The organism is Delftia sp. (genome assembly GCF_059499305.1).
This window is the reverse complement of sequence record NZ_JCABYI010000030.1, coordinates 582,578-608,001: the sequence shown is the minus strand read 5'-3', so window position 1 is coordinate 608,001 and position 25,424 is coordinate 582,578. Positions and strand designations below refer to the sequence as shown.

The 25,424-nt window shown below is 69.0% G+C and carries 24 protein-coding genes; 17 read left to right on the top strand and 7 right to left on the bottom strand.

Annotation, left to right across the window (positions count from 1 at the left end; all coding sequences use genetic code 11):
* Positions 1 to 8: 8 nt before the first annotated feature.
* On the bottom strand, positions 9 to 2,087 hold the full coding sequence (locus AC5I49_RS19370; RefSeq protein ID WP_016446618.1) for a molybdopterin-containing oxidoreductase family protein: 2,079 nt from the start codon (positions 2,085 to 2,087) through the stop codon (positions 9 to 11).
* A gap of 197 nt (positions 2,088 to 2,284) precedes the next feature.
* Here AC5I49_RS19370 and AC5I49_RS19365 point away from each other — a divergent pair, with 197 nt between their 5' ends.
* The 4 genes from AC5I49_RS19365 to AC5I49_RS19350 all read left to right on the top strand — a co-directional run bounded on the left by AC5I49_RS19365 (position 2,285) and on the right by AC5I49_RS19350 (position 5,888).
* A complete protein-coding gene (locus AC5I49_RS19365; RefSeq protein ID WP_495789751.1) occupies positions 2,285 to 3,442 on the top strand; it encodes an ABC transporter substrate-binding protein in 1,158 nt (385 codons plus the stop codon).
* Positions 3,443 to 3,468: 26 nt separating this feature from the next.
* Positions 3,469 to 4,677 (top strand): M20 aminoacylase family protein, encoded by a 1,209-nt coding sequence (locus AC5I49_RS19360; protein WP_495789750.1) that lies wholly within the window; start codon positions 3,469 to 3,471, stop codon positions 4,675 to 4,677.
* Between the two features lie 61 nt (positions 4,678 to 4,738).
* Positions 4,739 to 5,518 carry an ABC transporter ATP-binding protein gene (locus tag AC5I49_RS19355; RefSeq protein WP_495789749.1) on the top strand — a complete coding sequence of 260 codons (780 nt, stop codon included), beginning with the start codon at positions 4,739 to 4,741 and terminating at the stop codon, positions 5,516 to 5,518.
* A 115-nt stretch (positions 5,519 to 5,633) separates the two neighbouring features.
* A complete protein-coding gene (locus tag AC5I49_RS19350) occupies positions 5,634 to 5,888 on the top strand; it encodes an acyl-CoA-binding protein (RefSeq protein ID WP_012203065.1) in 255 nt (84 codons plus the stop codon).
* 201 nt (positions 5,889 to 6,089) lie between these two features.
* Here the strand turns inward: AC5I49_RS19350 and AC5I49_RS19345 are convergent, their stop codons facing one another.
* Complete coding sequence (locus AC5I49_RS19345) at positions 6,090 to 7,112, bottom strand: isopenicillin N synthase family dioxygenase (RefSeq protein ID WP_047468388.1); 1,023 nt, start codon at positions 7,110 to 7,112, stop codon at positions 6,090 to 6,092.
* A 606-nt stretch (positions 7,113 to 7,718) separates the two neighbouring features.
* Here AC5I49_RS19345 and AC5I49_RS19340 point away from each other — a divergent pair.
* The 6 genes from AC5I49_RS19340 (at position 7,719) to AC5I49_RS19315 (ending at position 12,592) form a co-directional block, all read left to right on the top strand.
* A complete protein-coding gene (locus tag AC5I49_RS19340) occupies positions 7,719 to 8,747 on the top strand; it encodes an ABC transporter substrate-binding protein (RefSeq protein WP_016446613.1) in 1,029 nt (342 codons plus the stop codon).
* Between the two features lie 10 nt (positions 8,748 to 8,757).
* Entirely contained in the window at positions 8,758 to 9,273 is a 516-nt protein-coding gene (locus AC5I49_RS19335; RefSeq protein WP_012203068.1) for a nucleoside deaminase, read from the top strand.
* 55 nt (positions 9,274 to 9,328) lie between these two features.
* Entirely contained in the window at positions 9,329 to 10,366 is a 1,038-nt protein-coding gene (locus tag AC5I49_RS19330; protein WP_310036170.1) for an ABC transporter substrate-binding protein, read from the top strand.
* A 69-nt stretch (positions 10,367 to 10,435) separates the two neighbouring features.
* The gene (locus AC5I49_RS19325; RefSeq protein WP_017406667.1) at positions 10,436 to 11,278 is read left to right on the top strand and encodes an ABC transporter ATP-binding protein; all 843 of its coding nucleotides are present in this window, start codon (positions 10,436 to 10,438) and stop codon (positions 11,276 to 11,278) included.
* Between the two features lie 16 nt (positions 11,279 to 11,294).
* Positions 11,295 to 12,062, top strand: a complete 768-nt coding sequence (locus AC5I49_RS19320) for an ABC transporter permease (RefSeq protein WP_012203071.1) — start codon at positions 11,295 to 11,297, stop codon at positions 12,060 to 12,062.
* Between the two features lie 14 nt (positions 12,063 to 12,076).
* Positions 12,077 to 12,592, top strand: a complete 516-nt coding sequence (locus AC5I49_RS19315) for a nucleoside deaminase (protein WP_126311247.1) — start codon at positions 12,077 to 12,079, stop codon at positions 12,590 to 12,592.
* An 18-nt stretch (positions 12,593 to 12,610) separates the two neighbouring features.
* Here AC5I49_RS19315 and AC5I49_RS19310 read toward each other — a convergent pair whose 3' ends face one another.
* Complete coding sequence (locus AC5I49_RS19310; RefSeq protein WP_252651550.1) at positions 12,611 to 14,377, bottom strand: phosphoethanolamine transferase; 1,767 nt, start codon at positions 14,375 to 14,377, stop codon at positions 12,611 to 12,613.
* A 148-nt stretch (positions 14,378 to 14,525) separates the two neighbouring features.
* On the opposite strand from AC5I49_RS19310, the gene AC5I49_RS19305 reads away from it, so the two are divergent.
* Entirely contained in the window at positions 14,526 to 15,200 is a 675-nt protein-coding gene (locus AC5I49_RS19305) for a response regulator (protein WP_016446608.1), read from the top strand.
* A complete protein-coding gene (locus AC5I49_RS19300) occupies positions 15,193 to 16,620 on the top strand; it encodes an ATP-binding protein (RefSeq protein ID WP_061287197.1) in 1,428 nt (475 codons plus the stop codon). The genes AC5I49_RS19305 and AC5I49_RS19300 overlap by 8 nt, the downstream gene beginning before the upstream one ends.
* Here the strand turns inward: AC5I49_RS19300 and AC5I49_RS19295 are convergent.
* A complete protein-coding gene (locus AC5I49_RS19295) occupies positions 16,572 to 17,858 on the bottom strand; it encodes an aminopeptidase (protein WP_495789842.1) in 1,287 nt (428 codons plus the stop codon). The genes AC5I49_RS19300 and AC5I49_RS19295 overlap by 49 nt on opposite strands.
* A gap of 22 nt (positions 17,859 to 17,880) precedes the next feature.
* On the opposite strand from AC5I49_RS19295, the gene AC5I49_RS19290 reads away from it, so the two are divergent.
* From AC5I49_RS19290 to AC5I49_RS19280, 3 genes are read left to right on the top strand one after another with little or no spacing between them, the layout of a single operon-like run.
* On the top strand, positions 17,881 to 18,489 hold the full coding sequence (locus tag AC5I49_RS19290; protein ID WP_016446605.1) for a hypothetical protein: 609 nt from the start codon (positions 17,881 to 17,883) through the stop codon (positions 18,487 to 18,489).
* 24 nt (positions 18,490 to 18,513) lie between these two features.
* On the top strand, positions 18,514 to 19,842 hold the full coding sequence (locus AC5I49_RS19285) for a class I SAM-dependent methyltransferase (RefSeq protein ID WP_016446604.1): 1,329 nt from the start codon (positions 18,514 to 18,516) through the stop codon (positions 19,840 to 19,842).
* Between the two features lie 33 nt (positions 19,843 to 19,875).
* Positions 19,876 to 20,205 carry a DUF1840 domain-containing protein gene (locus AC5I49_RS19280; protein WP_016446603.1) on the top strand — a complete coding sequence of 110 codons (330 nt, stop codon included), beginning with the start codon at positions 19,876 to 19,878 and terminating at the stop codon, positions 20,203 to 20,205.
* A 22-nt stretch (positions 20,206 to 20,227) separates the two neighbouring features.
* Here AC5I49_RS19280 and AC5I49_RS19275 read toward each other — a convergent pair whose 3' ends face one another.
* A complete protein-coding gene (locus AC5I49_RS19275; protein WP_495789748.1) occupies positions 20,228 to 21,211 on the bottom strand; it encodes an aldo/keto reductase in 984 nt (327 codons plus the stop codon).
* 151 nt (positions 21,212 to 21,362) lie between these two features.
* Between AC5I49_RS19275 and AC5I49_RS19270 the strand changes: the two genes are divergently transcribed.
* Positions 21,363 to 22,247: a LysR family transcriptional regulator gene (locus AC5I49_RS19270; protein ID WP_016446601.1), complete on the top strand. Its 885-nt coding sequence runs from the start codon at positions 21,363 to 21,365 to the stop codon at positions 22,245 to 22,247.
* A gap of 64 nt (positions 22,248 to 22,311) precedes the next feature.
* Entirely contained in the window at positions 22,312 to 22,827 is a 516-nt protein-coding gene (locus AC5I49_RS19265) for a hypothetical protein (RefSeq protein WP_016446600.1), read from the top strand.
* Positions 22,828 to 22,936: 109 nt separating this feature from the next.
* Here the strand turns inward: AC5I49_RS19265 and AC5I49_RS19260 are convergent, their stop codons facing one another.
* Entirely contained in the window at positions 22,937 to 23,926 is a 990-nt protein-coding gene (locus tag AC5I49_RS19260) for a tripartite tricarboxylate transporter substrate-binding protein (RefSeq protein WP_016446599.1), read from the bottom strand.
* A gap of 250 nt (positions 23,927 to 24,176) precedes the next feature.
* Positions 24,177 to 25,424: a phenylacetate--CoA ligase family protein gene (locus AC5I49_RS19255; RefSeq protein ID WP_016446598.1), complete on the bottom strand. Its 1,248-nt coding sequence runs from the start codon at positions 25,422 to 25,424 to the stop codon at positions 24,177 to 24,179.

Genomic DNA, 25,424 nt, shown 5'->3' with positions numbered 1-25,424 from the left:
GGCGGGGCTCAGGCCAGCCGCTGCACCTGTACCGCGCAGTCGTAGAAGCTGGGCGCGCGGCCCAGGTCGGTCAGGCGCTGGTGGGTGAGCTCGTTGACATTGGTGCCGTTGTCGCCATGCTTGCGCCACCAGATGCCCAGGCCGTTGACCACGCCACGGCGCGCGCGGCCGTTGAGGGTGGCGTGGCATTCGTAGCTGCCCCGGTCGTTGAAGACGCGCACGCGGTCGCCCTCGGCCACGCCGCGCGTGGCGGCGTCGTCGGGGTGCAGCTCCACCAGCGGGCGGCCTTCCATGGTGCGCAGGCTCTTGACGTTGACGAAGCTGCTGTTGAGAAAGTTGCGTGCCGGCGGCGAGATCATTGCCAGCGGGTAGCGCGCATCCGTTTCGGCGGTTTCGTAGTTGGGCAGGTAGTCGGGCAGCGGGTCCATGCCGCGCCGCGCCAGCTCGGCGCTGGTGAATTCGCAGCGGCCCGAGGGCGTGGCGAAGCCGCCCTCGGCAAAGGGGGCCTCGGGCAGGGCCAGGGTGGCAAAGCCCTTGTCCAGCAGCTCGTCGAAGTCCACGCCGCGGCCCTCGAAGGCTTCGCGGCACAGTTGCTCGTCTCCCGTCTGGAAATGGGCAGCGGCAAAGGCGTCGTCATGCCGCGCCATGTGCGCGGCCAGGTCGCGGAAGATCTGGCCGTTGCTGCGCGCCTGGCCCAGCGGCGCGATGGCGGGGCGGTTGAGCAGCACGTCGGTATGGCCGTAGCTGCCGTGGATGTCCCAGTGCTCGATCTGCGTGGTGGCCGGCAGCACGTAGTCGGCCAGGTCGGCCGTGTCGGTCATGAACTGCTCCAGCACCACGGTGAAAAGGTTCTCGCGCGCAAAGCCGGCCACGACCTTGGCCGACTCGGGCGCCACGGCCACGGGATTGCTGTTGTAGACCACGATGGCGTCCACGCGCGGGCCGAAGCCATTGCCGCCTTCGTGCAGCAAGGCATCGCCGATGGTGCTCATGTTGATGGTGCGCGGGCGGCGCTCGCCCAGCAGGTGCGGCATCTGCAGTCGGGCGCGCTGCGCGGGCAGGGCGCCCGAGGCGGACAGCAGCAGGCCGCCGGCACGGTGGCGCCAGGCGCCCACCAGGGCCGGCAGGCAGGCGATGGCGCGCACGGCATTGCCGCCGCCGCGCGCGCGCTGCACGCCGTAGTTCAGGCGGATGGCGGCGGGCGTGGTGGTGCCGTAGTCGCGCGCCAGCTGGCGGATCTGCTCCACGGGCAGGCCGCAGACCTGGGCGGCGCGCTCGGGCGGCCACTGCAGGGCGCGGGCCTTGAGTTCCTCCCAGCCCAGCGTGTGGCGCGCGATGTAGTCATGGTCCAGCCAGCCGTGCGTGATCAGCTCGTGCATCAGGGCCAGCGCCAGGGCCGCGTCCGTGCCGGGCAGCAGCTGCAGGTGCTCGTGGCATTTGTCGGCGGTCTCGGTCTTGCGCGGGTCGATGCACACCAGGCGCGCGCCGTTGCGCTTGGCCTCCAGCGCATAGCGCCAGAAATGCAGGCTGCTGCCGATGCTGTTGCTGCCCCAGATGAGAATGAGCCGGCTTTCGGTGAAATGCTCCACGCGCATGCCCAGCTTGCCGCCATAGGTCAAGTTCAGGGCCTCGCCCCCGGCGCTGGAGCAGATGGTGCGGTCCAGCAGCGAGGCGCCGAGCTGGTGGAAGAAGCGCCGGTCCATGCTCTCGCCCTGCACCAGGCCCATGGTGCCTGCGTAGCTGTAGGGCAGGATGGTTTCGGGATCGCGCGCCGCCAGCGCGTGCAGCCGGGCGGCGATGTCGGCCAGCGCCTCGTCCCAGCCCACGGGCTCGAACTGCCCGGAGCCCTTGGGGCCCACGCGGCGCAGCGGGGTGAGCACACGCTCGGGGTGGTAGCTGCGCTCGGTGTATTTGCTGACCTTGGCGCAGAGCACGCCGCCCGTGTGCGGATGGTCGGGGTTGCCCTGGACTCTTTTGGCGATGCCGTCTTCGACCGTGGTCACCAGCGAGCAGGTATCGGGGCAGTCATGGGGGCAGGCGCCCAGCACCTGTGAGGTGGCCTGGAGTGGGGGCGTGGCGGAGGACATGGTGGCAGCGGTCTCGGACAGGGTGGGGACTTTGCGAAAGAACCGTGAAAGCCGGAAAAACAGGAAAAGGCCGTCACGGGCAAGGGGCGGTGCCGGTCTTGCATGCCGCAATCGCCGCTTGTCTTTATTATGCGGACCCTTGCAGCCGGCTGCACGCAGCAACGGCGCCGATTCCAGTGACAAAAACAGGCAAGTTCATGCTCCGACCCAAGACGGCGTTCAGCCGCAGACAGTTCATCGCAGCCAGCACGGCGGCTGCCGCCACCTGGACCGGCGCAGTGCGCGCCCAGGACGCGGGAGGCACCATCGTGCTGGGCCAGTCCTGCCCGATGACGGGCCCCGCGGCACAGATCGGCCAGCCCTTCCATGAAGGCGCCAAGCTGTACTTCGAGCAGCTCAACGCGCAGGGGGGCATTGCCCGGCGCAACATCGAACTGCGCGTGATGGACGACGGCTACGAGCCCGAGCGCTGCGCGGCCAATACCCAGCGCTTCCTGTCCGACGACGTGTTCGCGCTGTTCGGCTACGTGGGCACCTCCACCAGCATGGCCGCGCTGCCGCTGCTGCAAAAGGCGCGCGTGCCCCTGTTCGCGCCGCTGTCGGGCGCCGACGCGCTGCGCCAGCCCCAGCTGGCCCAACTGGTCTTCAACGTGCGCGCCTCCTATGCCGACGAGACGGCGCTGATGGTGCGGCACCTCACGGGCCTGGGCCTGAAGAAGGTGGCCGTGCTGCACCAGAACGATGCCTATGGCGAATCGGGCCTGGCTGGCGTCAAGGCGGCGCTGGCCGCCAAGGGGCTGGAGCCCGTGGGCGCGGCCACGGTGGAGCGCAACTCGAACAACGTGGCCGCCGCCGTCAAGACGCTGGTGCCGCTGGGCGCCGATGTGATCGTGCAGATCGTCACCTACTCGGCCAGCGCGGCCTTTGTGCGCGCGGCGCGCCAGGCGGGCTTTGGCGGGCAGTTCTACAACGTCTCCTTCGTCGGCTCGCAGGCACTGGCGCAGACGCTGGGCAAGGATGCCGAAGGGGTGGTCGTCACCCAGGTCGTGCCCTCGCCCTTCCAGACCTCGCGCCAGATCACGCGCGATTTCCTGGCGGCCATCCAGAAGGGCGGCGGCAAGCTGACGCCCAACTACTCCAGCATGGAAGGCTATCTGGCGGCACGCGTGTTCGCCGATGCGCTGCGCCAGGCCTCGGCCTCGGGCAAGCCCACGCGCGACGGCCTGGTGGCCGCGCTCGACGCCATGCACGGCCAGCAGGTGGCCGGCTTCCCGCTGGTCTTCAAGCCGCAGTCCGGCAAGCCGCGCTTCGTGGAGTTGTCCATGCTGACCGGCGACGGCAAGGTCCGGGTGTAGGCTTGCAGCTCTAGAAGGAGAACCCCATGGCCTTGCTGCAGGAACTGCTGGACCGCGCGCCCGAGATCACCGCGCTGCGCCGCGACATACATGCCCATCCCGAACTGTGCTTCGAGGAACTGCGCACCGCCGACCTGGTGGCCCGGCAGCTCGAAGGCTGGGGCATTGCCGTGCACCGCGGCCTGGGCCGCACGGGCGTGGTGGGCACCATCCACGGCCGTGACGGCGGCGCCAGCGGCCGGGCCATCGGGCTGCGCGCCGACATGGACGCCCTGCCCATGCAGGAGTTCAACACCTTCGAGCACGCCAGCCGCCACGCCGGAAAAATGCATGCCTGCGGACATGACGGCCATGTCGCCATGCTGCTGGCCGCCGCGCAGTACCTGGCCGTGCACCGCGACAGCTTCGAGGGCACGGTGCACCTGATCTTCCAGCCGGCCGAAGAGGGCGGCGGCGGGGCGCGCGAGATGGTCGAGGACGGCCTGTTCACCCAGTTCCCCATGCAGGCCGTGTTCGGCATGCACAACTGGCCGGGCATGAAGGCCGGCACCATGGCCGTGGGCCCGGGCCCGGCCATGGCGTCGAGCAACGAGTTCCGCATCGTCGTGCGCGGCAAGGGCGGCCACGCGGCCATGCCGCACATGGTGATCGACCCGCTGCCCGTGGCGGCCCAGCTCATCCTGGGCCTGCAGACCATCGTCAGCCGCAACGTCAAGCCCATCGAGGCGGGCGTGGTCTCGGTCACCATGGTCCATGCGGGCGAGGCCACGAACGTGGTGCCCGACAGCGTGGAGCTGCAGGGCACGGTGCGCACCTTCACGCTGGAGGTGCTGGACCTGATCGAGCGGCGCATGAAGGCCCTGGCCGAGAGCATCTGCGCGGCGCATGACACGCGCTGCGAGTTCGAGTTCGTGCGCAACTACCCGCCCACCATCAACTCCGCCCCGGAGGCCGAGTTCGCGCGCCGCGTCATGGCCGAGGTCGTGGGCGAGGCCAACGTGCTGCCCCAGGAGCCGTCCATGGGCGCCGAGGACTTCGCCTTCATGCTGCTGGAAAAGCCCGGCGCCTACTGCTTCATCGCCAATGGCGACGGCGACCACCGCGCCATCGGCCACGGCGGCGGTCCCTGCACGCTGCACAACCCCAGCTACGACTTCAACGACCAGCTGATTCCGCAGGGCGCCACGTTCTGGGTGAAGCTGGCCCAGCGCTGGCTGAGCGAGCCCACGCGCTGAGGCCCTTGCGGGGTCCGGCCGACACCGGCATGTCACACACCGCACCTAGCATGCGGTCCCTGTGACCTCCATCGAATCCTCCACGGCCGCCGCGCAGGGCGTGGCCGTCCAAGCCCGGCAGCTCAAGCGCATCCACGGCGAGCGCGCCGTGCTCCAGGACATCAGCCTGCAGATCGCCCCCGGCGAGGTGCTGGCCCTGCTGGGTCCTTCGGGCTGCGGCAAGACCACCCTGCTCAAGATCCTGGCCGGGCTGGAGCAGCCCAGCCGCGGCGAAGTCTGGATGGGCGGGCAGTGCGCAGCCAGCGCCTCGCAGTCCCTGCCGCCCGAGCGGCGCGAGCTGGGCCTGGTGCTCCAGGACCATGCGCTCTGGCCCCATATGAGCCTGCAGGCCAACGTGGCCTTCGCATTGGAGATGCGCGGCCTGCCTCGCACGCAGATCCACGAGCGGGTGCAGCAGACCCTGGGCCTGGTCGGGCTGCAGGGCATGGGCGAGCGCCTTCCCGGCAGCCTGTCGGGCGGCCAGCAGCAGCGCGCGGCGCTGGCCTGCGCCGTGGTGGAGCGCCCGCGCCTGGTGCTGCTGGACGAACCCCTGTCCGGCCTCGACGGCAACCTGCGCGAGCGCCTGTGCGAGGAAATTCCCCAGCTGCTGCGCAGCCTGGGTTGTACGGCCGTCTATGCGACGCAAGACCGCCAGCAGGCCTTCGCCGTCGCCGACCGCGTGGTCGTGATGGAGCACGGCCGCATCCTGCAACCGGGCAGCGCCCGGGGCCAGGCGCCGGCCCCCGTGCCTTGCGAGGCAGACCTATGGCCCATGGCCGGGCACCTGTGCAGCGCAGCATAGGAGGGGCGTAGCCGGTCTCGGTTCGGATGACGGTGAAAAAAGCACGGTCGTTCTAAATTCCTGCTTTTTTGGCTACACTGTGCCGCTACACGAACCGCCCACCAGGAGACCCGCCATGTCCGATCTGAACGCCGCCTTCGAGGCCGCCGTCAAGAACTCCACCTCGATCAGCGAGCGCCCCGACAACGCCACGCTGCTCAAGCTCTACGCGCTGTACAAGCAGGCCACCGAAGGCGACAACGAGGCCAAGAAGCCCAGCTTCACCGACATGGTCGGCCGCGCCAAGTGGGACGCCTGGGAAAAGCTCAAGGACACCTCGGCCGACGATGCCAAGCAGCAGTACATCGACCTGATCGAATCGCTGCGCTGATCAACACCACCACCGATCGCAGACACAGGCAAGGCCCCGGACTCCGGGGCCTTGTCGTTTCCGGCCAGGCCACACCACACTATGTCAAAGAGTGGAGCGCTGGAAACTGGCGCGGCCCACCCCAGGGACACCGAGGAAGGGCAGCCCCGCACCGAGGGTGTCGTCCCCCTCAGGGGGAAGCGGCGCAGCCGCTCAGGGGGATCAATATTTGTTGGAAAAGTTCGCGCTGATGCGCTGGCGCAGATATTCCGCGCCCGTGATGGGCGGGTACTTCTTTTGCGGGCCCTCGATCACCGCGTCCTCGTTGGCCTGGCAGAAGAAGGCCAGGCTGTAGCGCGCGCCCTGGTATTCATGGGGCAGGGGATTGCGCACGCGGTGGAAGTTGCTGGGCAGCTGGTCGTCGCTCCAGCGCGTGAGCATGTCGCCGATGTTGCAGGTGATCACGCCCTCCACGGGGTCCACGGGCGTCCATTGCTGGCCCTCCATCTCCTTGCCCGGCAGCACCTGCAGGCCGCCCTGGCCCGCGCGCTGGAACAGCAGGGTCAGGCAGTCGAAGTCGGTGTGGGCGCCTGCGCGCCACAGGCCCAGCTCATCCTTGAGCGCGGGGTCGACCGCAAAGTAATGCAGCATGCGCAGCGTGCTCTGGTAGGCGGGCACCGAAGGGTCGTGGGCGCGCGTGAAGAAGTCCGCATCGAAGCCCAGCTTGTGCGCAAAGCACGACAGCAGCTGCATGCCCACCTGCCAGCACTGGCGCTCAAAGTCCAGCGTGGCCTGCTGAAAGCCCGGCAGCTCCTGCTGCGTGGGCCACAGGCCGGCCATGCGCGGGCGCGTCACCTGGTAGGACTCCTTCTGGTCGGGCGTGCGCGTGGAAGGCCGGATCTGCGCCTTGTGCTCCCAGCCCGCATTGCGCGACAGCGGCCACTGCGCCTTCACCTCGCGCGGCAGCGCGAACAACTGCTCGGCACGCCCGAAGGCCGCATCGATATCGGGCTGGGGAATACCGTGGCCCGACACCTGGAAGAAGCCGATCTCCACCGAGGCCTGCCAGATCGCATCGGCGATCTCGGCCTTGCGGCGGTCGAAGTCGGAGATATCGATCACCCGCACCTCCCGTGCGCGCGTCTCCTGCCCCTGGCCGCCCATGCGGGCCTCCTTGGCGAGTTCACCCAGCGCGTAATCTGACGCCGGTGCCGAAGGCAGGGTGGAGTTGGCAAGCATGTTCATGGTCTGTTTCCTTTGCCGCAAAGGCAGTGGCAAGGCACGCGGCGGCCGGCGCAAAAAGACACCGATCCCGCCCGTCGCTCTTGAAGTGGCTGACAGGGCACAGGTCGCAGCCACGCCGCTCCCGCACCCGCTTCAAGAGCAATGACCCGCGCCGGCACAGACCGGCAAGCTGAACGCTTCTACTCTTGCCAACCACCCAAGCAAACAGCGCGCCAGCCCGCGCAGGCCGGTTCGTCGCTGCGCGCGTTCCATCGTGGTGCAGCAGCCCACAGAAATCGTGGTGCATGCCCGTATCTCGTCGGTGGTGCACCAAGGTGATGCATGCAGCCCGCTTCCTTCAAAACCGGCGCGGTCAAAAGCCAGGGACGCCGAGCAAGAGCCGCCTCGCGGCGAGGGCGTCGTCCCCCTCCCTTGCGAAGCAAGTAGAGAGGGGGAAGCGGCGCAGCCGCTCAGGGGGTGGTACGCCATTTGCATACAAGGACGAACGAGTAGAAGCGTTCAGCACGCGCCCAGTGCGCGTTGCCCGGAAATTGCTCATGTCACGCCAGCCGCCCGGCCCCATGCCAGCGGCCGGTCCCCATGTTGATAGCGACTGAGAGTTCCACCATGCAACGCCGCCATTTCCTTGCCGCCGCCGCCCTTCCCGCTGCCAGTGCCGTGATGCCCGGTGCCTTCGCCCAGGGCAAGGCGCTGACACCGCTGAAGTTCACGCTGGACTTTCGCGTGACCTCGCAGACCGCGCCCTTTTTCGTGGCGCTGCAAAAGGGCTACTACCGCGACGAGGGGCTGGACGTGAGCATCGACGTGGGCTCGGGCTCGGTGGCATCCATCACGCGGGTGGCCAGCGGCGCCTACCAGCTGGGCCTGGGCGACATCAGCTCGCTGATCGAGTTCAATGCGCAGAACGCAGGCGCGGCGCGCGTGCAGGCCGTCTACCAGTACTACAACCGCGCGCCGTTCGCCATCATCGGCCGCAAGGACCGGGGCATCACGGGCGAGTTCGCCAGCCTCAAGGGCAAGAAGGTGGCCGCCGCCGCCGTGGAGTCCACGCGCCGCGTCTGGCCCCTGGTTGCGCAGCGCCAGAACCTGCCGGCCGACCTGTTCGCCTGGACCACGACGGAGTTCTCGGCGCGCGACAACGTGGTGGTGCGCGGCGATGTGGATGCGGCCACCTATTTCCATGACTCGGCCGTGTCGCTGTTCGCACGCATCAAGCCCGAGGAGCTGTCGGTGCTGCGCTACACCGATGCGGGCGTGCAGCTGTACGGCAATGCCATCCTGGCCTCCAGCGCTCTGGTGGCCGAGCAGCCGGCGCTGGTGGCGGGATTCCTGCGTGCCAGCAACCGCGCCCTCATCGAATGCCTGGCCCAGCCTGCGCTGGCCGTGGCCGCCGTGCGCCAGCGCGAGCCCATCCTGGATGAAAAGCTGGAACTGGCGCGCTGGGCCATCACCTCGCAATACCTGGCCGCGCCCGATACGCAGCGCCACGGCCTGGGCGACATCGACCCGCAGCTGCTGGCCCGACAGGCCGAGCAGGTCAGCCAGGCCTTCGGCCTGAAGGCACCCGTGTCGGCCGACGCGCTGTTCAACCGCAGCCTGCTGCCGCCGCTGGCCGCGCGCATGGCCAAGGCCTGAGGGAGTGCACATGGACCACGCCACCGTTTCACTGCCCCTTGAGGCCTCGCTCGACGAGCGCGACGGCCTGTACCTGCGCCGCGCCATCGCCATGGCCGACCGCGCGCGCCAGCGCGGCAACCGCCCTTTCGGCGCACTCATCGTGGCCGCCGATGGCCGCGTGCTGGCCGAGGCCTCCAACGCCAACGGCGAGAGCGGCGACTGCACGGCCCATGCCGAGCTGTCGGCCATCCGCCTGGCCAGCCCCCTGCATGACCGCGAGGCGCTGTCCGCAGCCACCTTGTATTCATCGGCCGAGCCCTGCGTGATGTGCGCGGGCGCCATCTTCTGGTCGGCCATAGGCCGCGTGGTCTACGGCATAGACGCCGTGCGCCTGCGCGAATTCCGCGGCGAGCGCCTGGACCAGAAGGATGCCGAGCTGTCCTGCCGCGATGTGTTCGCCGCCTCGTCCCACGCCATCGAATGCATAGGCCCTGCGCTGATCGGCGAGGCCGCCGCTTCGCACCAGGGCGCCTGGAAAAGCTGATCCGGCCCCGTTCCGGCCCCACCGTTTCTTTTGACCACCAGAGAGGAAGCCCACCATGCAAAAACGACTGTTCCTGCACACCGTCCTGGCCCTGTCCGCCAGCGCGGGCCTGGCAATGGCCCATACACAGGCCCACGCGGCCACGCCGCTGAAGTTCCAGCTGGACTGGCGCTTCGAGGGGCCGGCCGCCTTCTTCCTGCAGCCGGTGGCCAAGGGCTACTTCAAGGACGCGGGCCTGGATGTCACGGTCGATGCCGGCAGCGGCTCGGGCGGCGTGGTGCAGCGCGTGGCCTCGGGCGCCTATGACCTGGGCTTTGCCGACATCGCTGCGCTGATGGAGTTCCAGGCCAACAACCCGGACATGCCCAACAAGCCCGTGGCCGTGATGATGGTCTACAACAACACGCCGGCCTCGGTGATGGCGCTCAAGAAAAGCGGCATCGCCAGGACGGCCGACCTCACCGGCAAGAAGCTGGGCGCGCCCGTGTTCGATGCGGGCCGCCGCGCCTTCCCGCTGTTCGCCAAGGCCAACCAGGTCGGCACCGTGCAGTGGACGGCCATGGACCCGCCGCTGCGCGAGACCATGCTGGTGCGCGGCGATGTGGATGCCATCACGGGCTTCACCTTCACCTCGCTGCTGAACCTGGAGGCGCGCGGCATCAAGGCCGCCGACGTGGTGGTCATGCCCTATGCGGACTTCGGTGTGAAGCTGTACGGCAACGCCATCATCGCCAGCCCGAAGCTGATCAAGGAGAACCCGGCCGCCATCAAGGCCTTCCTGCAGGCCTTCGCCAAGGGGGCCAAGGAAGTCATCGCCAACCCGGGCGCGGCCATTGCCTACGTGAAGGAGCGCGACGGCATCGTCAACACCCAGCTGGAGACGCGCCGCCTGCAACTGGCCATCGACACCGTGGTCAACAGCGCCGACGCGCGTGCCGAAGGCTTTGGCCAGGTCGTGCCCACGCGGCTGTCGCTGATGGCGTCGCAGGTCTCCGATGTCTACGCCACCAAGACGCGCGTGAACCCGGCCGAGGTCTGGAACGGCAGCTTCCTGCCGTCTGCGGCCGAGCTGAACATCCTGCCCAAGAAGTGACGACAAAGTGATTGACACCGTGCGCGTGCGCCAGCGGGTGGCGCGCACGGCCCTTGCCTGCTGCCTGCCATGAATTCCTCCACATCCCACGGCGATGACGACGCCTTCTTCGTCGAGTTCCGCGACGTCTGGCTTGCCTACAACGAGGAGCTGCTGCGCGCCAACCACTTCGCGGTCGAGGCCATCGACCTGCAGGTGCGGCGCGGCGAGTTCATCGCCATCGTCGGCCCCTCGGGCTGCGGCAAGTCCACCTTCATGAAGCTGACCACGGGGCTGAAGATGCCCTCCATGGGCCGCGTCATGGTCAACGGCGAGCGCGTGACCGGGCCGCTGAAGATCTCGGGCATGGCCTTCCAGGCGCCGTCGCTGCTGCCCTGGCGCACCACGGTGGACAACGTGCTGCTGCCGCTGGAGATCGTGGAGCCGCACCGCTCGCAGTTCCGCCAAAAGCGCAAGGAGTACGAGGCGCGTGCGCGCGCCCTGCTGCAGAAGGTGGGCCTGGGCGGCTACGAGGACAAGTACCCCTGGCAGCTGTCGGGCGGCATGCAGCAGCGCGCCAGCATCTGCCGCGCGCTGATCCACGAGCCCCAGATGCTGCTGCTGGACGAGCCCTTCGGCGCGCTGGACGCCTTCACGCGCGAGGAGCTGTGGTGCGTGCTGCGCGACCTGCAGGCCGAGCAGCGCTTCAACGTCATCCTGGTCACGCACGACCTGCGCGAAAGCGTCTTCCTGGCCGACACCGTGTACGTGATGAGCAAGAGCCCGGGCCGCTTCGTGGTGCGCCGCGACATCGAGCTGCCGCGCCCGCGCGAGCTGGAGCTGACCTACACGCGCGAATTCACCGACATCGTGCACGAGCTGCGCGGCCACATCGGCGCCATGCGCAAGACCGGCGCGGCCATCCAACAATAGAACGGGGGAGATTCACATGCACAAGAAATACGCGGAACGCTGGGCGCCCTGGGTGCTGCTGCTGGCGGTCATCCTGCTGTGGCAGGTCATCTGCTCGGCCTTCGAGGTCTCGGAATTCATCTTCCCCAGCCCCTGGGCCATCGGCCGGCAGCTGGCCGAGTTCAGCGGCATCATCGCCGCCCATGCCTGGCGCACCTACTGGGTGACGATGGCGGGCTTTGGCATCGCCATCGTGGTGGGCGTGCTGCTGGGCTTTCTGATCGGCTCCTCGCGCCTGGCCTATGCGGCGTTCTATCCGCTGATGACGGCCTTCAACGCACTGCCCAAGGCGGCCTTCGTGCCCATCCTGGTGGTCTGGTTCGGCATCGGCGCGGGACCGGCCATCCTCACGGCCTTCCTGATCAGCTTCTTTCCCATCATGGTCAACATCGCCACCGGCCTGGCCACGCTGGAGCCCGAGCTGGAGGATGTGCTGCGCGTGCTGGGCGCCCGGCGCTGGGACGTGCTCATCAAGGTCGGCCTGCCGCGCTCCATGCCGTACTTCTACGGCTCGCTGAAGGTGGCGATCACCCTGGCCTTCGTGGGCACCACGGTCAGCGAGATGACGGCGGCCAACGAAGGCATCGGCTACCTGCTGGTGTCGGCCGGCTCGTCCATGCAGATGGGCCTGGCCTTTGCCGGCCTGATCGTGGTGGGCGCCATGGCCATGGTGATGTACGAGCTGTTCAGCGCCATCGAAAAGCGCACCACGGGCTGGGCCCGGCGCGGCTCGCAGGGCGAGTGAAGGAGAATCCGGCCATGACGCCCGCACCCGCGACGACACCTTCCATGACGCCCCTGACCGACGAACAGGCGGCCCGCCAGCTGCGCCGCGCAGGCGCCGTGGCCGAGCGGGCCATGGCCATGGGCCGCCATCCCTTTGGCGCGCTGCTGCTGGCGCCCGACGGCGAGACCGTGCTGGCCGAGCAGGGCAACATCGACACGGTGAACCATGCCGAGTCCACGCTGGCGCGCACGGCCGCCGCCAACTATCCGGGCGCCTACCTGGCGCAGTGCACCCTGGTCACCACCTTCGAGCCCTGCGCCATGTGCGCCGGAACCATCTACTGGGCCGGCATAGGCCGCGTGCTCTACGGCGCCGAGGAAACGGCGCTGCTGGCGCTGACGGGCGACCATCCCGAAAATCCCACGCTGTCCCTGCCCTGCCGCGAGGTCTTCGCGCGCGGGCAGCGCAGCGTGCAGGTCGTGGGGCCCGTGCCTGCGCTGCAGGAGGAGATGCTGGCGCCGCACCGGGGCTTCTGGCAACAGGGCTGAGCCGCCTGCGCGGGCGGCTCAACTGCGGCAGCCGGCCAGCGCGTCCAGGGGCTTCTGGTAGGTGGGGCTGGTCACGTCCAGCAGGCCCAGGGTGGTGTGGTAGAGGTTGTCGTGCGACAGCGGCGCGTCCAGCTGGCCGCGCACGCAGCGTTCGGACACGCCGGTGCGCTCGCCCAGGTTGCCCAGCCAGGCAATCATGGGAATGTGCTTTTGCTCGTCGGGCGCCATGGCGTAGGGCATGCCGTGCAGGTAGATGCCCATCTCGCCCAGCGACTCGCCGTGGTCGGACATGTAGACCATGCCGGTCTGGTAGCGCGATTGCTGGCGCGTCAGCCAGTCGATGGTCTGCGACAGGAAATGGTCGTTGTAGCGGATGGAGTTGTCGTAGACATTGACCACCTGCTCGCGCGTGCAGCTGGACAGCGCATTGGTCAGGCATTCGGGCTGGAAGACCTTGGTCTCGGGCGTGGAGCGCTTGTAGTAGGCCGGGCCGTGGCTGCCCATCTGGTGCATGACCAGCACCACGCCGCGCTCGCGGCGCTCGCGCGGCAGGGCGGCGATGCGTTCGTCGATGCCGCTGAGCAGGATGCCGTCCAGGCATTCTCCATCGCTGGAACACAGCGCCTTGCCGTCGGGCGTGTCCAGGCGGTCGGCGGTGCTGGCGTTGGGAATGCGGTCGCACACTCCCTTGCAGCCGGCCTGGTTGTCCAGCCACAGCACGGCCAGGCCGGCGCTGTACAGCACGTCCACGAGGTTGTCGTAGTCCACCTTGCTCTTGTAGAAGCCGGTGCGGCCCAGGTGCGAGAACATGCAGGGCACGGATTCGCGCGTGCTGGTGCCGCAGGAGGTCACGTTGCTCCAGTTGAGCACCTGGCGCCTGGCCAGCTCGGGCGTGGTGTCGCGCGCATAGCCGTTCAGGCCCCAGTTGGCGGCGCGCGCCGTCTCGCCCACGACGATGACGAACAGCGGCGGCTTGCGCTCGGCCGCATAGGTGGCCCCCAGCGTGGCGCCGGCCGCAATGCTGGCAAACGGGCGCTTGGGCCGCAGGATGGGCTTGAGCACCGCGTCCAGCGAGGCCAGCACCGGGCTGACCGGATTGAGCATGTGGCGCATCCACAGGTTGTTGCGGACCACGGGCGCCAGCTCGCGGTAGGAGACAAAGACCGAGGCCGCCAGCAGCAGCACCGAGGCGGCCAGCAGCGCCAGCGTGCGCAGCACGGTCTGCATGCCGCGGCGCGGGCGGATGACGCGCAGCCGCAGCAGCCAGGCCGTGGGCAGTCCGGCCACCAGCAGCAGCTGCAGCAGCAGCTGGGGGTTGAACAGGTCGCTGCTCTCGCGCAGGTCGGTCTGCAGGATGTTGTTGATCATGCCGCCGTCCATCACCGTGCCGTAGGCGGTCATGAAGTACTGGGCCGCGCCGGCAATCCAGGGCAGGGCGATCCACAGCGGCTTCATGCCGCGCGGCCAGGCCGTCAGCGACAGCAGCAGCAGCAGGCCGCCCAGGCCCAGGGGCAGCAGCCGCAGCACCAGGGCGGCCAGGCTGCCGTCATAGCCTTCCAGGTGGGGCAGGCGCCGCCACAGCGCCCAGTTGGCGGTGGCCAGCAGCCACAGCGCCAGCACCAGGGCCACGGCCTGGGGCGAGCGCGGTGCGGTCCAGGCCGTGCGCAGCCGTGCCGCGAGGCTGGCGGGGGCCGCCTGGGCAGGCTGGGCAGAAGATGGGGCCGGGGCTTGGCCGGTGCCGGAGGAGCCGGCAAAGGGGGGGCGGGCGAGCAGGCGTTCTGACATGGCCGCGAGCGTAGAATTCGCAGCTTAAGAACATCTGAACCCCGCGTTCAGACTCCGTTCAGCTTGAACCCCTGCCGCCCCCCCCTTGCGCCACGCTTGTTCCGTCCGTATCCGGTGCGCATCCTGATGTGCGAAGGCCCAACCTCCCATGCGAATCCTGCTGGTCGAAGACGATGAGGCCCTGGCCCAGGCGGTGGGCAGCTATCTGCGCTCCAAGGCCTTTCTGATCGACAGCGTGCCCTCGCTGGCCCAGGCGCGCGCCTGCCTGGCCGGTGCCAGCTACGCGGCCGTGCTGCTGGACCTGCACCTGGCCGACGGTGACGGCCTGGCGCTCATGCCCACGCTGCGCCGGCTGGCGCAGCCTCCCGTCACCATCGTGCTGACGGCCCGCGACCAGGTCAGCGATCGCATCCGCGGGCTGGATGCGGGGGCCGACGACTATCTGGTCAAGCCCTACGACCCCGAGGAACTGCTGGCCCGCCTGCGCGCCGTGAGCCGGCGCGGCGGCGGCATGCAGGCCGGGCAGGACGCCGTGCTGCGCATGGGCACGCTGGAGATCGACCTGGCCCGTGAAATGGTGCGCGACGCCGGCCGCACCCTGCTGCTCACGCCCAAGGAATGGGCGCTGCTGCGCGTGCTCACGGCCCAGCCGCAGCGTGTGCACGCGCGCGAGCATCTGCTCGATGCGCTCTACGGCTTCGATGCCGAGGCCGACAGCAACACGCTGGAAGTGTTCATCAGCCGGCTGCGCCGCAAGCTCGGGCGCGACCGCATCCTGACCGTGCGCGGCACCGGCTACCGCCTGGCCCTCGAGCATGGATGAGCCGCAGCGCTACAGCCTGGCGCTGCCGCCCCGTCTGGCCGACCAGCTGGCCCGCGAGCTGACACTGGCCCTGGCCGCCGTCTGGCTGGCCTGCGTGCTGGCGCTGGCCTGGTATGTCAGCCACATCGTGCACCACAACTTCGACCAGGAAATGATCGACAGCGGCCACCGCCTGCTGGAGGTGGCCGTGCACCAGCTGGAACAGGAAGACCACTCGCGCGAGGGCGTGCAGCGCCCGCATGTGGCCTCGCAGCCGGGCGACGAGGCCGAGGATCTGGTCTACCAGCTGCAGGACGGCCGCGGCAACGTGCTGCTGCGCACCCAGGCCGCCCCCGTGGCGGCCTTTGCCGTGCCCATGCGCGAGGGCTTCTACGAGCGCGAGGGCTGGCGCATCTATGTGGTGGCCCATCCCCGGCAGCCGCTGTTCCTGATGCTGGCCGATCCCATGGTCGAGCGCAGCGAGGCGCTGCAGCGGGCGCTGCTGGCGCTGGGCTCGGTGATGGTGGTCATGCTCGCCCTCATGGGCTGGGCGCTGCGCGTGACCGCGCGGCGGCGCCTGCGCGTGCTGCGCGACATGCAGCTGCAGCTGAGCGAGCGCGGCGGCTCCAACCTGGAGCCGCTGGACCTGGACGCCATGCCGCGCGAGCTGTGGCGGCTGGGCCGGGGCATCAACCACCTGATGCAGCGCCTGTCGCATGCGCTGCAGGTGGAGCGCTCCATGGCCGCCAATGCGGCCCACGAGCTGCGCACGCCGCTGGCCGTGGCCACGCTGCGCCTGCAGACGGCCCTGGACCGTGGCGTGGACAACGCCGACGTGCGGGCCGCGCACGAGGCGCTGGAGCGGCTGAGCCAGCGCACGGAAAAGCTGCTGCAGCTGTCGCGCGCGGCCTCGGGCTCGGCGCTGGCGCAGGACGATGTGCGGCTGGACACGCTGGCCAGCATGGTGGCCTCCGAGTTCTGGCAGCAGGACGAATCCACCCAGCTGCGGCTGGATGTGGTGCTGCCCGAGCAGCCCTGCGGGCCGGTGGCGGGCGACGTGGACACGCTGGCCATTGCCTTGCGCAACCTGGTGGAGAACGCGCTGCGCTACAGCGATGGCTCGGAGGTGCTGCTCGAAGTCTGCGACAGCCATACCGTCCAGGTGCGCGACGAGGGGCCGGGCATGGACGCCGTGGCGCTGGGCACCGCGCGCGAGCGCCATGTGCGCCATGTGGACGATCTGCGCCTGCCCCAGGGCGCCGTGCGCGAACTGGCATCGCCGGGCTATGGCCTGGGCCTGTCCATCGTGTCCATGATCGTGGCCCAGCACGGCGGCAGCCTGCAGCTGCAGTCGCCACCGCCTGGCAGCTCCAGCGGCCTGCTGGCACGCATTCAGTTGCCGGGGCGCGATCCGTCCGCGGATTCCGACGCCCCGGCCTGAGCCGGGGCGCAGGCAGACGGCAGGGGCGCATCGGCCGGCATGTGCCTGCACAGCCTGGCGTTGCGCTGCGCTGCGGGCAGGGCGGCCAGCTGCCGCACCTCGGCATAGAAACGCTGCCAGCCCTGGATTGCCTCGTTGCCGGGCTGGGCCTGGGCCGGCGCTTGGGTCTTTGCTTGGGCCTGGGCCTGGTGCCACAGCGCGGTGAAGGCCGGCACCCAGTCGTCATAGGCGGCCAGCGCGCCGAAGCTGGCGTTGTTGGCATCGGCCACCCACTGGTCCAGCCGCGCCTGGTTGCGGTCGTAGAGCTGGCGCTGTGCATCGGTGGTCAGCAGGGCCGCATCGGCGCTGCGCCATTGCGCGCGCAGCGCAGCGTAGTCGCTGCGCAGCTGCTGGTAGATCTGCGCCTTGGCCTGCTGCATGGCGGGGCCGCGCTGCGGGTCCTGGTACAGCTGCTGCAGCGCCTGGCGCGTGCGCCCGGTCAGTGCCCGCCACTGCGTACGCCGCAGCTGGCTTGACTCCCAGCGCGCGCGGGCGGCTGGGCCGGCCTCGGTGGCCAGCCACAGCGTTGCGCCCAGGCGCTCCACGGTGGTGGCAAAGGATTCGTTGAAGGCGGTATCGCCGGCCACGTAGACCACCTGGTGGGCCAGCTCATGGAACAGCAGGCCGGCGAACTCGCCTTCGCCCCAGCCCACGAAGGTGTTGAGCAGCGGATCGCCCCCCAGCCAGTTCAGGTAGCCCAGCGTGGAATAGGCGGGCACGCCGTAGCTGCCGGACTCCAGACCCTGGTCGGCCAGCAGCCGGGCCTGGGCCACGGCGTCTGCCTCGGAAAAGTAGCCCCGGTAGCCCACGCAGCCGGCCACGGGAAAGCACCAGCGGTGCAGCTCCAGGCTGTCGGGCGGCGCGGCCACCACGTTCCACACGGCAAAGGGCCGCTGCAGATCGGCGTAGCGGCGGTAGCTGGCGTTGTCGGGCAGGCCCAGCCGTTGCACGGCGAAGCTGCGCATGCGCTGGGCCGCAAGCAGGCGCTCGCGCAGCGCGGGTGCCAGGTTGTCGTCCTGCAGCCAGTCGTCAATGGGGCGGCTGGCCTGCAGCAGGTGTATCTGGCCGCGCAGGCTTTGCCAGTAATAGCCCAGGCCGTCGCCGCCGGCCCCCGTGCTGGCACAGCCGCCCAGCAGCAGGCCTATGCCCGCCAAAATCGCGGGCAGGCCGCGCCTGACTACACTCAAGCCTTCACGCACCCTTGGCCCCCTTGCTGCTTTCATGGACTTCTTCACGCTGGCGATCATTGTCTTCATCGCAATCTACCTTCTCAAGACGCAGGAGCAGCGCCGGCATACCCTGCTGCTGGCCCAGTATCTGGGGCGTTTCCAGATAGAGAAGCTGATGGGCGGCCTGATCGAAGGCTATCTGCGCGCCCTGGGCGAGAACGACGAGCAGCGCCGCGCCCAGATCTGGACCGTGCTGGACAACACCGAAACCAGCCTGGTCGAGCAGTTCCAGCGCTTTGCCAAGGAAATGGCCTCGGCCGATCCGCAGCTCACGCGCGTGAGCACGCTGCCCGTGGCGCTGCCCTATCTGGACCGGCTGTTCCCGTCGTCCGGCTTCGATCTGCGCGAAGCCATGCAGCTGCATGCGCGCGGCATTGCCTCCGTGCGCGTGGCCGACAGCGCCACCGAGGAAGAACGCCGTGCGCGCGCCTTCATGATGACGGCCGAGCTGTTGCTCATGCAGTACACCTGTCATTGGTTTTGCAAATCGCGCGCCGTGGCATCCCTGCGGCTGGTCGCACGGCACAAGACGCCCTTCGAGCAAGTGCTTGCTTCGGTGAGTGACCAGACACGGCGCGACTACAGGCAGCTGATCGCCTGATCGCCCCTTCTGTGGCGGGGCGCCATGCCCCGCCATGCACAGCCCAGGCTGCGATTGACGCAGTGCGGCTTGCTGTCAAAAATGAACGCCATGACACAAGTGCTGAGCTCCATCGAGGCGCGGCTGGCGTCTCTCCCTGTTCCCGTGGCCGTGATCCTGCCGTCCGGCCAGCGCGCCGGTCCTGCGGATGCGCAGGTGGTGCTGCATTTCCAGTCCATGGCGGCCATGGCCAGCCTGGCGGCCGGGCAGATAGGGACACTGGGCAGTGCCATCGTGGAGGGGCTGGTACGCATCGATGGCCGCATGCGCGACGTGATGGCGGTGGCCGCCAGCCTGCTGCAATCCGATCCGGTGCGCGGCACATCGCACTGGTGGGTGCATGCCATGGCCCGCATGCGCTCCATGGCCGCGCACACGCTGGCGCGCGACGCCCAGCAGATCCAGTTCCACTACGACATCTCCGACGACTTCTACGGCCTGTGGCTGGACCCGCGCCGCGTCTATTCCTGCGCCTACTTCCGCGATCCGCAGATGACGCTGGCCCAGGCCCAGGAGGCCAAGCTCGACCACATCTGCCGCAAGCTGGACCTGCGGCCCGGCGAGCGTTTCCTGGACATCGGCGCGGGCTGGGGCGCGCTGCTGCTGTGGGCGGCCGAGCATTACGGCGTCACGGCCACGGGCATCACGCTCTCGCACAACCAGCACCGCCATGTGCAGCAGCTGATTGCCGAGCGCGGCCTGCAGGGCAGGGTGGACATGCAACTGCTGGACTACCGCGCGCTGGCGCCCGGCCAGCCCTTCGACAAGATAGGCTCGGTGGGCATGTTCGAGCATGTGGGCCAGGCCCAGCTGCCCGAGTACTTCCAGACCGTGCACCGCCTGCTGCGCCCGGGCGGCATGGCGCTGATCCACGGCATCACCGCGGGCGGCGTGGACAACACCCAGCTGGGCGCGGGCATGGGCGAGTTCATCGACCGCTACATCTTCCCCGGCGGCGAGCTGATGCATGTGAGCCGCGTGCTGCACGACATGGGCCACAGCGGGCTGGAAATGGTGGACACGGAGAACCTGCGGCCCCACTACGCACGCACGCTGTGGAACTGGTCCGACGCACTGGAAGCCCAGCTGCCGCAGGCGCAGCGTATCCTTGAGCAGCATGCCGATGCCGAAGGTGCCGCCAAGGTGCTGCGCGCCTACCGGCTCTATCTGGCGGGTTGCGCCATGGGCTTCGAGCGCGGCTGGATCGCCCTGCACCAGATGCTGTGCACGCATCCCGACGGACGGCTGCAGTCGGGGTCCATGGTGGGAGCCCAATCGGACTATGCTTTCAACCGCGAGTACATGTACCGCTGAGTGCATGACACGCCACACAGAAAAAGGATAGCCATGCTCTACAAGTTCAAGTCCCGTGCCACGGCCGACGTCATCATGCTCGAATCCAACGGCCGCCAGGTCCTGGAGATCGTCGGCAAGACGCCCGGCGCCAGCGGCATCATCACCGTCCAGCAGATCCCGGCCGCCATCGATGCGCTGGAAGCCGCCGTGGCCGATGACGATGCCCGCCGCAAGGCCAACCAGGAAGAGGATGCGCAGGATGGCGACCAGGACAATGCCGCACCGGGCGCACGCGATGCCGTCAGCCTGCGCCAGCGCGCTGCGCCCATGATCGACATGCTGCGCCGCAGCGCCGCCGAGAACAGCGACGTCACCTGGTAAGCCGGAGGCCCCCGCTGGCCCGTCAGGCGTTGATGCCCTTCATGCCTTCCTCCGTATAGCGCTGCCCGGCCACGGGCAGCTCGTCGCTGGCGCGCCGCAGCTCGTCCAGCTCGCCGGGCGTCAGTGCCACGGACAGCGCGCCCAGGTTGTCCTGCAGATGGGCGATGCGCCGGGTGCCCGGAATGGGCACCACGTCCGGCCCCTGGGCCAGCAGCCAGGCCAGGGCGATCTGCGCAGGCGTGCTGCCCTTGCGCTGCGCCAGGGCCGATACGGCACCCACCAGGGCCTGGTTGGTGTCGATGTTGCCGGGCTGAAAGCGCGGCAGGCTGGCGCGGAAATCGCCCTGCTCGAAGGCCGTGCCGCCATGAAAGCGTCCCGTGAGAAAGCCGCGCCCCAGCGGCGAATAGGCCACCAGCCCCACGCCCAGCTCGCGGCAGGCGGGCAGCACCTCGTCCTCCACCTCGCGCGTCCACAGTGAATACTCGGTCTGCACCGCCGCCACCGGGTGCACGGCATGGGCGCGGCGCAGCGTGGCTGCGCTGACCTCGCACAGGCCGATGCGGGCGATCTTGCCTTCCTGCACCAGGCGCGCCAGCCCTTGCATGATCTCTTCGATGGGCCGCGTGGCATCGACGCGGTGCACGTAGTACAGGTCGATGCGCTCCACGCCCAGGCGCTGCAGCGAGTCCTCGCAGCTTTGCCGCGCGTACTGCGCGCTGTTGTCGATGCTGCGCCGGTACTCCCCGGCCTTGCGCACGATGCCGAACTTGGTGGCGATCTTCACGCGCGGGCGGCGCGATGCCAGGAAGCGGCCGATCAGCTCCTCGTTGTGGTGCGGCCCGTAGACATCGGCCGTGTCCAGGAAGTCGATGCCGGCCTTCACGGCATGGTCCAGCGCCTGCAGCGCCAGGGCGTCGTCGCGCGGACCATAGAACTCGCTCATGCCCATGCAGCCCAGGCCCAGGGCGGACACCTGCAGATCGTGGCCAAGTGTGCGTTGTTGCATTGCATATCCTCTTGCTGAAACAAGGGGCCAGTATGGTTTTCCGAAGCGGCCTTGCCTACTGACAAAATCGCGCTTCGATCTTCCATTTCCGGAAAACATTTCCACAAAGGCTCTCCGCAAGGGCTTTCCAGGAAAACCAAGGAGCACTTCATTGCAGTGGGACGACGCCCGCATCTTCCTGGCCATTGCCCGCGCCGGCAGCCTGAACGGCGCCTCGGCCGCGCTGGGGCTGGGCGTGGCCACGGTCTCGCGCCGGCTGGACCGGCTGGAGTCCGCGCTGGCCATGCCGCTGTTCAGCCGCCACCAGAGCGGCTATCGGCTCACGGCCGACGGCCAGGCGCTGCTGGCCCCGGCCGAGACGCTGGAGCAGGCGGCCCAGGCCCTGGGCGATGCCGCGCACAGCCAGGCGCAGGTCGCGGGCGTGGTGCGGTTGGCCACGGCGGAGAACCTGGCCAACCCGCTGATCGTGCCCTCGCTGGCGCAGTTGTTCGCGCGCCATCCGGGGCTGCGCGTGCAGCTGGTCAGCGGCGTGCAGACGCTGAACCTGCACCGGCGCGATGCCGACCTGGCCGTGCGCATGTCCCAGCCCGAGGCCGGCCACGTCACGATCCGGCGCCTGGGAACGCTGGGTTTCGGCTTGTACGGATCGGCCGGCCATGTTGCTGGCCGCGCTGGCCGGAGCGGCTCGGACCTCTTCGAAGGCGACGCCTTCATCGGCTGGGACGACAGCCATGCCCACCTGCCCGCCGCACGCTGGATGGCGCGCGCCCTGCGCGGGCGTCCCTGCCGGCTGGAGACCAACACCCTGTCCGCGCAGCTGGCCGCGGCCCAGGCGGGCCTGGGCCTGGCCGTGCTGCCGCATTTCCTGGCGCGGCAGGCGGGGCTGGTCTGCGTGGAGCCGCAGCTGGGCGCCGACCAGCCGATCTGGCTTGCCATGCATGCCGACCTTGCCCAGTCGCGGCGGGTGCGGGCCGTGGCGGACCACCTCATTGAACTGTTCGAGCGGCGGCATGCCGAACTCGAAGGCCCGGCCTGAGCCGCAGCAGGGGCCGCGCGCCGTGTTAAACACGCACGCAGATTGCGAGAAAGAAAGGACTTCCATGCACCGCCTCCGTCATTCCTCCCGATTCCTGCCCTGGCTGGGCGCGCTGGCCGCCACGCTGGCGCTGGCCGCCTGCGCCGACAGGCCCAAGGCGCCCACCGGCCCGCAGGCGCCCCCGGGAGCGGCGGCGGCCGTGTATTCGCTGCTGTTTCTGGACAACGCCTCCAACCTCGGCCCCAAGGCGGCGGCCTACTGCATAGGCAACGGCCGGGGCTGGGCGCTGCTGGACCCCGATGCCGGCACGCTGGCCCTGCTCAGCGGCCAGAGCCAGGTGCGGCCGGCTTCGGCCTGCGACGTGGGCAAGGGCGGCGAGCAGGTGCTGGACCGGGCCAGCGGCCGGCCGGCGCTGATGTTCGGCGTCGAGCTTGTGCACTGCACGGCCTCGGGATCGCAATGCCTGATGCGCGGCAGCTACTACGAAGGTCCCGGCAACACGCAGAGCAACCTCTACAACGCAAGCCAGCGCGGCGGCAGCTGGCAGGCCGTGATGGCGCTGCGCGGGCCGGCGCCCTGAACCCTGCATCGCCGCTGTCGCGCCGTCCCCGCCAACGAAAAAGCCCGGCCGAAGCCGGGCTTGATCGTGGTTGCAACTGGGCAATCCGTCGCGGTGGTGGTCCTCGGGATCAGTCGGCGTAGGTGCCGGCTGCCTTGATGACCTTGCCCCACTTCTCGATCTCGGCCTGGACGAACTTCTTGTGGCCTTCGGGTTCGATGCGGCCGTCGCTGGCGATCACGGCGCCCAGGGCTTCCTGGCGCTTGATGAACTCGGGGTCCTTGAGGGCGGCCTTCATGGCCTCGTTGACCTTCTTGACGACGTCGGCCGGCGTGCCCTTGGGCGCGTACAGGCCATGCCAGATGGTGACCTGGAAGTCAGGCACGCCCACTTCGGCCAGCGTCGGCAGGTCCTTCAGTGCGGGCATGACCAGGCGCTTGGGCGTGGTCACGGCATAGGCCTGGACCTTCTTGGCCGTGATCTGGCCCGTGGTGTTGGTGGTCTGGTCGCACAGCAGGTCGACCTGGTTGCCGATCAGGTCGGCGATGGCCGGCGCGGCGCCCTTGTAGGGCACGGGCGTCATTTCGGTCTTCATGGCCGCCTGCAGCATCAGGCCGCACAGGTGGGAGGCGGAACCGATGCCGGCATTGGCCAGGTTGACCTTGCCCTGGTTCTTGCCGATCCAGTCCTTGACCTCGGCGAAGTTCTTGGCCGGCAGGCTGGGGCGGCCGATCAGGGTCATGGGCACGTCGTTGATGATGCCGGCGTACTCGAAGTCGTTGAGCACGTTGAACGACAGCTTGCGGTACAGCGACGGGATCGTGGACATGCCGATGTGGTTGATCAGCAGCGTGTAGCCGTCAGGGCGGGCACGTGCAGCCTTGGCCGTGCCGATGGTGCTGCCGGCGCCGTCGGCGTTGTCCACCACGATGGTGGCATTGTTCAGATGCTTGCGCATGGACTCGGCCAGATCGCGGGCCACCTTGTCGGTCGGGCCGCCTGCGGTGAACGGCACGATGAGGGTGATCGTCTTGCCTGCGGCAGGATAGTCCTGCGCATGAGCGCCAATGGCTGCGCCGGCTGCCAGGGCGATGGCTGCGATCTTGAACAATGCTTTCATAGTGTCTCCAGGTGAATGGCGTGCAAATGATAGGGGGCGATGCGTTTTCGCCCTAAAGGGCAAACACGCAAAAGAAACCGAATGCACGAGGAGACGAATTTTAAGAATTGTTTCTATTGCGCCGCAGCAGATTCCCTTGCCATTGATCTAGTGCAAACCCTTGGAGGCTTGACAGGCGTCATGTTTTCAGGGATTGCGCCGGCTGCGCGGCTGCGCGGCGGCGCGGCCACCGTCCCCCGCGCCTCGGTGGCTACTTGTACGACCTCGCGTCTTCGATCACCTTGCCGTCATTGGGCAGCGTGCCCGGCAGCACCATCTGCACGTCGCCGCGCAGCTTGGTCACTTCGCGCACCGCGTCGGACAGCTGCTGGGCCAGGCCCGGCGAGGTCTCGCGGGTTTCGACCAGCAACTGCATCTGGTCATTGGCCATCTCGCCCGTGACCACCAGCCTTGCGCGCCCCACCTGCGGAAAGCGGCGCACGACGTCGGCAATCTGGCCCGGGTGCACGAACATGCCGCGCACCTTGGTGGTCTGGTCGGCGCGTCCCATCCAGCCCTTGATGCGTGCGTTGGTGCGGCCCGTGGGGCACTGGCCGGGCAGCACGGCAGAGAGGTCGCCCGTGCCGAAGCGGATCAGCGGGTAGTCGGGGTTGAAGGTGGTGATCACCAGTTCGCCCACCTCGCCGGGCGCCACGGGGTCGCCCGTGCCGGGGCGCACGATCTCGACGATGACCTGCTCGTCCAGCACCAGGCCTTCGCGCGCCTCGGTCTCGTAGGCGATCAGGCCCAGGTCGGCCGTGGCGTAGCACTGGTAGCCCGCGATGCCGCGCTCGGCCAGCCAGTCGCGCAGCGAGGGCGGAAAGGCCTCTCCGGAGACCATGGCCTTGGTCACGGACGGGATGGGCAGGCCCATCTCCACGGACTTTTCCACAATGATCTTGAGGAAGCTGGGCGTGCCCACGTAGCCGGCGGGACGCAGGTCGGCCATGGCCTGCACCTGCTGCTCGGTCTGGCCCGTGCCGCCTGCGAACACCGTGCAGCCCAGCGCATGGGCGCCGCTTTCCATCATCGAGCCCGCGGGCACGAAGTGGTAGCTGAAGCAGTTGTGCACCAGCTCGCCGGGCCGAAAGCCAGAGGCATGCAGCGCGCGCGCCATGCGCCAGTAGTCGGGGCGGCGGCTCTCGGGCTCGTAGATGGGGCCGGGGCTGCAGAACAGGCGCGGCATGGGCTGGCCCAGGCCGATGGCGTTGAAGCCGCCGAAGATCTGCGCGGGCCGCTGCTCGGCCTGGCGCTGCAGCAGCTCGTACTTGCGCGTCACCGGCAGGCGGGCCAGGGCCTCGCGGCTGGTGATCTGCGCGGCGTCGACGCCGTCCAGGATCCGGGCGAAGGCAGCCGACTGTTGCTGCGCATGGGCGATCTGTCGGGGCAGGGCGGCCAGCAGCGCCGCTTCGCGTTCGTCAGGGGTGCGCGTCTCCAGCGCGTCGTAGAAGGCACTCAT